This is a genomic window from Aporhodopirellula sallentina SM41, from assembly GCF_000346505.1.
In the GTDB taxonomy this organism is placed as follows: Bacteria; Planctomycetota; Planctomycetia; order Pirellulales; family Pirellulaceae; genus Rhodopirellula; species Rhodopirellula sallentina.
Genome location: NZ_ANOH01000097.1, coordinates 37,696 through 45,513 on the forward strand (window position 1 = coordinate 37,696; position 7,818 = coordinate 45,513).

Genomic DNA, 7,818 nt, shown 5'->3' on the forward strand with positions numbered 1-7,818 from the left:
AGAAACTCAGCCACGTGTCGCTACCGCGATTCTTCGCCGGCAGTTTCCTCGTAGATCGGCAGGTGCCGGTAGTAGACTTCGAGGTTAAGAAGGTTCATCGCGGAAACGTACAGGCGACCTCCGTGGGCACTCCAGCGATCCGGCACGGGATATTCGGGATCCCAACTGCCGGCTTCCGGGCCGCGCTTGATTTGGCTGTCGATAAGAACGGGCGTGAGGTAGCCGCTCCATTTCTTCCAATAATCGCCGCCCATGTGAAACATCACTTGGGTTGCGTAATACCAGTAGTACGTGTCCCGCATCGGTGCGCGGCGTGTGCCGATTTTTGGCGGGCTGGCGAGAATATAGTCAGCGGCCGATTGCATGTCTGGATTCTCGCGACTCCATCCGGAGTACATCCGCATCAGAATACCGACCGAAGTCATCGTTGGCGTGGGGCGTCGACCGTGGGCCTGTTGCGGAGTATCCGGTGCATAGGGATTGTAAACATAAAGATCGCGTCGGGCCGGGCTCACCTGAGCCAGACTCAACCATCGGTTGATCCCTTTATAAACATCCGGAGAAACATCGAGGTTCGACAACTCGCCGCTCTTAACCGCCATCATCATCCAACCGGTCACTGACGTGTCGCTGCTGACCTGCGGTGTGTAACGCCAACCGCCGCGACGACGGTGCTGAGTCGCCTCGATGTAGTTGATGCATTGTTGTGCCGCGTCGCGAAGTTCGCTGTCCTGCGTCATGCCGTACGCTTCGCACAACGCGAGCGAGGCAATCCCGTGCGAGTACAAGGCAACGTTCTGATCGCTGACGGCGTTCTCGAGCCGGTAGAGATCACCGTTGGACCGTTGGTTCTGTATCAAAAACGCGAGTCCTTTGGCGACCACCGACGCGTATTGATGCTGTCGATGCGTGTAGCCGGCCCCTTGGAAGGCGAGCAAGCACATACCCGTCGCCGCCGTATCGCTCTGCAACAACACGTCTTCCCCGTGCCCCTGCAGCGACCAACTGCCGTCTTCGTTCTGCAGCGACGCGAGGTACGCCAGCCCCAACTCGATCGCCTCTTCGGTCGCCGGTCCGACCATGCCGGCGGGTGCCGGCGCGGCACCGCCGCTCGTACGCTGCACCCGGCGACTGAATTGTTCAACCGCAGCGATGGCCATTCCGGCGGGAGTGATCGGACCGCCGACTTCGCGACGCTCACGTCGGTCACGCGACAAATCCATGGACGCCATTTCGACCGGATCGGTAGAAGGGATCACACCAGCTTTCTCTGCGAACGCTTTGGCTAGCCCTGCGGGTCCTTCGGGCGCGGCGAGGTCAAAGATCGGATCGGCCGTCGTCGACAGATCGGGCAAGCCATCGTCATCGGCGCGAGCGGTCCGTTCGAGTTCCGTGTTTCGCATCGCGAGTTCGGACTCGTCGTCGCTCTCCTGTCCCGAATCGCCCGGATCGCTTTGGGCCTCCGCGAGCATTTCCGAAATCGCTCCCGCGTCCGGTGCATCTCCGGCGGCTTGCCCTTGGCCGGATCTCCCCCGGCGACGTGTCGATCGAGGACGGCTGAACTCCTGCAACTCAACCGTCGGTTCAGGCAACCCAGCCATCGACGCCAGTTCGCTGCGTTGGGGCAGATTGCCAGCCGATTCTTCGGCACGGGACTCCGCCGCGGGCGATGGGAAATCCGACGATGCCGCGGAAAGCTGTGCCCCGACCGCATCACTGCGGCGTTGGATCGGGGTATCGATCGGGGCGATCATGCGTTCGGCGGTCACGTCCAGTTTGGCGATCGCAACCGACGGCGGTGCGGGAGCCGAACCGGCGGGCGCTTCGCGATTGGGTCGGCGACGTTGGCTTTTCTGACGCAACAAGCCCGACGTGCCCACCTGAGGCATCGCATCGGCGAGCTTCCGAACCGCCGGTGATGGCGATGGTGTCGGTTCGACGCGAGGCAGGTCCGGCGCCGCGGCGGCGATCGACACCGTCGGCTGTCGTGGTCGTTTGGTCGGACGCGTGGGGCGAGTCGGCTTCTCCGCGCTAGCGACTCGAGGGGACGGCGTCGGCGTCGTTTCGATCGTTGGTGCCTGCGGCGAAGCTTGGGCTGGCATTGCGGGGGCTTCCCGTTGCATCCGCCGCCGAGCCTGTTTCGATGGCGCGTCGGCGGGTTTCGGGATCGACGCCTCCGGCTCGGGGCGTTTCATCAAGAATTTACGTTCGTTCGGTTGCGGCTTCTCACGCGGTCGCGGCACTTCGAGTTGCGGAGCCGACCGCGCCACCGGCGGCAGTTTCCGATCTTCTCGGGGAACAACACGCGACGTCGTCTCAGCATCGACCGGTTGCGACCAATCGGGAGTCACCGCTTCGGTCTCCTCAGGCTTCTGAAACAGATACTCGGGTACCGTTTTGCGAATCGGCGATCGTTCCGGTTTCGCCCCCGCAAACGCCTCGGGAAAGTAATGCGGGAAGATCACCAACTGCACGGCCAAGATCAGCAATAACAGGTGAACGATCGTGCTGAATAGAAACCCGACCTGAATTGACTTTTGAACAAACTGCGAGGCGATCATCCGCAGCGCGAACGATATCGCGACGGTGATCAACGGAACCGAGATTAGGTAAGTCAGCCGGTTGTGCAGAATCCTCGTGTCGTCAAACGACAGATAGTTCCACACCATGTAGAGGACGAGCCCACCGAGCGCCGCCATGCCGACATCGAGCGGCCACATCCGTTCGACACCTTCGTCCTCGACCTCATCGATCGGAAACAACGGATTCCCCGATACCGAATGCGTGTCTGATGACGGCGTGTGAACCGAACGCGAGCCCACCGCAGCGGGCTTTCCCGACGGATGAGGCAACGGTTGTTTGGGTTGGTTCGATGTCACGGGAACGACTAACCTGCGGGGCCATCTTTGGTCGTGACGGAGTAGTCACTCACGCCGGTGCGATTGCACACGTCCATCACGTTGACAACCGGTTGAAAACTCGTCGCTTGGTCGGCGCGGATCACGACGGTTTGATTGGTCGGGTTGTTGGCAACGGCCTTCTTGAGCAACTCTTCGAGTTCTTCGAGCGGTGTGATTTTACCGCGAAGGTAAATCTTGCCCGCCGAGTCGACATCGACGACAACCTCTCGTGGCTTGCTGGTCATCGGCACCGCACTGGTTGCCGACGGCAGGACAATGTCGAGGCGTCGCTCTTCATCTTCGAATTCGCTCGTAACGAGAAAGAAGATCAACAACAGGAAAACGACGTCGATCAGCGGCGTGAGGCTGAGCGTTCCGGCGACGTTCGATTTCTTGAGTTCGATGGCCATGCGTGATCAATTGAAAACAGGCAGTTGGTTTCGTTCAAATGCCACGGGGAATGGCGAGTTTACGGACTTCGGCGAGTGGACCGCGATGATGGATTGGGCGTTGACGTTCGTATGAGCGACACCAGTGAGCAGCGGTTTGATCGCTCCGATCACCACAAAGCTTTCGAGCCAATCCACGCCGCTGAACAACATCACAACGGCGAGTAATTAGGACGGCGATGCAACCGGTGGCGGTGTGGCGACTCCGTTCGCGTGATTGGGTTCCTTCGGCGGCGCTCCGGTGCCCACCGGCGGTGGCGAGGCCTCTATCGGACGCAGTTGCCCGTCGTTGTCGAGTTTGGACCGGCCAGCGAAACGAGCCATTCCCGGTGCGACAGCAAAGGCGAGTTCTTCGATTCGGTGAAACAGTTTCGTGATCCGATTTTCCAGATATTGTGCGAAGATCGCCGCGGGAATCGCGACCACCAAACCAGCCAGCGTCGTTACCAACGCGGTGTAAATGCCTTCGGAAAGTTGTTCGCTGCGACTGCGATCGGCCGTCAGTGTGCTCGACTCATGAAACGCAACAATCATCCCCCAAACCGTTCCGAGCAATCCCATCAGCGGTGTCGCCGCGGCGGCCAACGTCAACCAACGAACCGGCGACGCGTATCGGTCGGCTTCGCGTTGGATCGTTTCGGTCCCGGTTCGTTCGATCTCGCCGAGCGGTTGCCCGGTCCGCATCAACATCGACATCACAACTCGAGCGGCCGGGGAGGGATATTCGTGACAAACTTCCCATGCGGTCGAAGGTGGAAAGTGATCGGGGTGCGCCGAGAGGTCAGACAGTTCCTCCATCAGGCCCCGTGGCAGAACTTTGCTGGTCCGCAGCGACAGCGATCGTTCCACCGCGAGCGTCACAACCAACATGCTCATCAATCCGATCGGGGCCATGAACCATCCGCCGCGCCGAAACAACGACAACAGGTCAATTCCCGAGGGAGCGTCACCTCCATCGCCGATCGCTATTTCCGGTGCCTCGTTCATCACGTCTTCGATGTCGGCGGCATCGATCATTTCGACGTTCTGGCCGGCTTCCTCCGACGGCGCGATGCCTTGCGCGTGAGCGGTCGGCAAAGGTGACGTCACGGAGGGAAAGGCCGACGTTGCGACGACCCAACCGACCATCGCGAGAACCAACACGTGCACCCAACGGCGAGCCACCTTCCGTCGATCCGTTCGGGACCGGAGAGACCGCGAACGGTTCAGAATATTTTCTGCGGGCGAGGGAAAACGCATACCAGAACTTTCGGTTTCGACTCGAACGTGTGACGAGGTAATCTTACCAATGGCCCCGCTGGGTTGTCGAACGGGCCAATCCCGTCAACGCTCGCAAGGGCGGCCCAATGAGCCTAAGCAAACTTCCGTAGGGGGAGGTCTCCCCCGCCGATCATCCCTTCAACGCCGCGAGTCGATCTCGCGACTGAGTCGCCAACTCGTGACCGGGATGTTTGTTCACTACATACTCGTAAAACCTCACAGCATAACCGCGGGCTTTTTCTTTTGCAGACTCAGTTTTCGCGACATCAAACAAAGATTCCGCACACCGCCCGGCTTCGAAACCGCTCTTCGCTTGCCAGTTTTTGATGCTCGGGTCAGCTTTTTCCGCACCAAATCCGTACATCACCCGTTGGAATTCGGGAATCGCTTCGGAATACGATTTGTTGGCAAAATGAATTTCGCCCATCATGAAACGCGCCCGCGCGGCCAATTCGTTGCGGTAGTTATTTGCAACCTGGCCGTACAACTTCAGAGCTTGTGGCTCGTTGCCCGCCTGTTGGTGGGCAAAACCGGTCTCATAGAAAACCTGGGGGAGATAGGTCGTTGCCGGAAAGCGTTTCCGCAGCTCGTCGTACCAATTGATCGCGGTATCCCAGTCCTTTAACTGCGCCGCACTTTGGCCGCCGTGCAGCAGGGTAAGCTCACGAACCTGTCGTTCGGCGTCGTCACGGATCGACTGTGCGGTGTCGTTGTCAGCTTCGATTTTCTCGCGGGCCTTCCCGTAGGCTCGCAGGGCAGCATCGAAGTTTTCTTGTTTGAAACGAGCTTCGCCGACCATCATCATCGCGTCAAGGAACAACGGGCCGCTCGACGCCTCGCGAAACTGACGCACAAAGGCGGCTTCCGCGGCCGGGTAATTGCCCGCTTTGAAGTACGACCAACCGAGTCGATAGAGTGACTTCTCGAGCAGTTCGTTGTACTCATTCGAAGACGCGTCACCGGATTGAGCCGCGATCTCGAACGCTCGGGCCGCCGCGTCCCAATCTTCGTCGTTGTATCGTTTTTGGCCGACGAAGTATGCCGCTTCGTTGACCATCGGGTTGTCCGGAAAGGTTTCGATCAAGTGTTCGAATTGCTCGATCGCCTGCTCCTCCTGACCGGCCTCCTTCAACGACCAACCGAGTTCATAGACGACTTTGTCCATCCCGGGATAGTCGGGTACATCGTGCACGAGCTCCGCCAAACGCTCAGCGGCTTGTTCAGGGCGGTTTTGATTCTGCCGAACCAGCGCGAGCTCATACAAACCATGTCCTCGCAAGATGCCACTTGGGTCGGTATCGAGAAACTGCGTCAGGTCGATCGCCGCGTTGTCGAAATCCTCAAGACTCCGATACGAGATTCCCCGCGCGAGTAAAGCGTCGTCACGAATCGCATGTTCAGGAAACTTCTCGATCGTCAGGCTGAGCGTCTCGACCGCGTCATCATGTTCGCCGAGCGACATTTGTGCCCAACCTTTGCCATAGAGCGCGAACGGTAGCAGAGTCGCGTCACGCCCCGATTGAATCACCGGATCAAACTCTTCGATCGCTTCGGAGTATCGTCCCTCGTCGCTGGCGAGTTGGCCGAGTTTGAAGCGTGCCTGGTCGGCGAGTTTCGATTCGGAATTCGTGGAGATCAGCTCACGCCAAACGCCAACCGCTGCGTCCCGATTGCCGGCTTGCATTTGTGCTTCGCCGGCTAGCAAGAACGCCTCATCGCTGCGTGCCCACTTCGGATCCGCCTCGCGACTTTCGCGGAACGCTCGCGCAGCCGCAGCGGCATCGCCGAGTTTTAACTGGGCCTGTCCGGATAACAACAACGCCTCTGCACGTGAACTCGGATCGTCGATCGAGGTGAGTTCCTCGGCGAGTAGACTGACCACCTGCTTCGGCTGCGTGGCAGAGTTGTACGCGGTCGCTCCTCGCAGAATCCACTGCACACGTTGGGGGTTGTTTCGGTACGCCGGATTGTCGATCAGACCTTGGTATCGCTTGGCCGCTTCGTCCGCGTCGCCGGAAAGCAAACGTGCCTCGGCGGCAATGAAGGCCGCGTCCGCAGCCAACGGGCTGTCGGAATATCGGTTCCCAAAGTCGTCGGCGAGACGAATGGCTCGGTCGTGTTCACCGAGCTGCAGCGCGGTGAAGGCACCATTGTAAATCGCACGGGCCGCCAGAGGCGACGTCGGGTGGTTATTCGCGATCTCGACAAAGAGGTCGAGTGCGTCGGCGAGTTTGTCATTCTGAAATGAAAGTGCTTCAGCCGCGTCGAGTCGCAGCGTCAGAGCGTAGTCGCCTTCCGCTCCCACGCCCAACTGTGTCGATGCGACCGAGTATGCGTTCTCGGCGGCACGTTGCATCTCCGGTGAACCCGTTGGTGCCGCAGACGCCTTGGCCAATTCGATCCGTGCGAGCCAGTGTGCGGCCTCGGTCGACGCTTTCACGTCGTCACTGCCGAGCAGTTTGCGAAACCCGTCTGCTGCCGCATCCATTTCACCGGATTGATAACGGGTTTGAGCCGCCGCCAACGTTGCCGCGGTCGTGTACTGCGATTCGGGATACTGTTTGACCAAACGTTCGTATCGCTCGGCGGCTTCGTCCGCTTTCTTCAACCGGGCAAACGAGAACCCTTGCCGAAAGAGCGCATGAGCTCGATCACCATCCGTGGCCAAATCGGTCGGATCGTCGATCACTTTTTGAAACATGCCGATCGCGCGATCATAACGTTTGGCAAAAAGATGGATGTCCCCGAGTCGCAACTGCACGTCAACCACGAGGTCCGACTCCACGCAGGCCTGCAACAGTTGTTCGTAAGACTCCGCCGCCGCGTCAAACTCGTCGATTTCTTCCTGAGCAATCCCACGGGCGTACAACGCGTCGCATCGCAGCGGTGACTTCTCGGCCTCATCCATCGCTAGCAATTTGCTGTAGTAGTCGATCGCTTGCCGAGGATCCCCCATCGTGTACGCCGCCTCGCCGCTGTAGAAGAACGCTCGTTCGCGGTAGCGTGACTTCGGGTTCTCTTTGAGCAATTGCTTGTACGCGTCCAGCGATTCTTGCAGGAGTCCTTTGTCGATTTGGTCGTCCCCGATCGCGGCGGCGTAAAAACACCACCCGCGATTGGAAAGACTCTCTTCGCGAAGTTCGTACTTCTTGTTTTGCAACGCCTGTCCGAACGCGCGGGCAGCCTCGATCAACTCCGGCGGATCCGAC

At 59.5% G+C, this 7,818-nt stretch carries 4 protein-coding genes; all 4 read right to left on the minus strand.

What is annotated here, in order from left to right:
• Window positions 1-20 precede the first annotated feature (20 nt).
• A complete protein-coding gene (locus RSSM_RS05795) occupies window positions 21-2,720 on the minus strand; it encodes a prenyltransferase/squalene oxidase repeat-containing protein (protein ID WP_236620972.1) in 2,700 nt (899 codons plus the stop codon).
• 167 nt (window positions 2,721-2,887) lie between these two features.
• Window positions 2,888-3,310, minus strand: coding sequence for an ExbD/TolR family protein (locus RSSM_RS05800; protein WP_008675570.1), 423 nt, complete (start codon window positions 3,308-3,310; stop codon window positions 2,888-2,890).
• 207 nt (window positions 3,311-3,517) lie between these two features.
• The gene (locus RSSM_RS05805; protein WP_085979986.1) at window positions 3,518-4,477 is read right to left on the minus strand and encodes a MotA/TolQ/ExbB proton channel family protein; all 960 of its coding nucleotides are present in this window, start codon (window positions 4,475-4,477) and stop codon (window positions 3,518-3,520) included.
• A 262-nt stretch (window positions 4,478-4,739) separates the two neighbouring features.
• On the minus strand, window positions 4,740-7,818 hold a 3,079-nt coding region (locus RSSM_RS05810), incomplete at its 5' end, for a tetratricopeptide repeat protein (protein ID WP_044301297.1).

Coding starts and splice junctions, on each gene's coding strand:
- RSSM_RS05800 (WP_008675570.1), bottom strand. CDS start 3,310: ATGGCCATCGAACTCAAGAAATCGAACGTCGCCGGAACGCTCAGCCTC.
- RSSM_RS05805 (WP_085979986.1), bottom strand. CDS start 4,477: ATGGTCGGTTGGGTCGTCGCAACGTCGGCCTTTCCCTCCGTGACGTCA.
- RSSM_RS05795 (WP_236620972.1), bottom strand. CDS start 2,720: ATGTGGCCGCTCGATGTCGGCATGGCGGCGCTCGGTGGGCTCGTCCTC.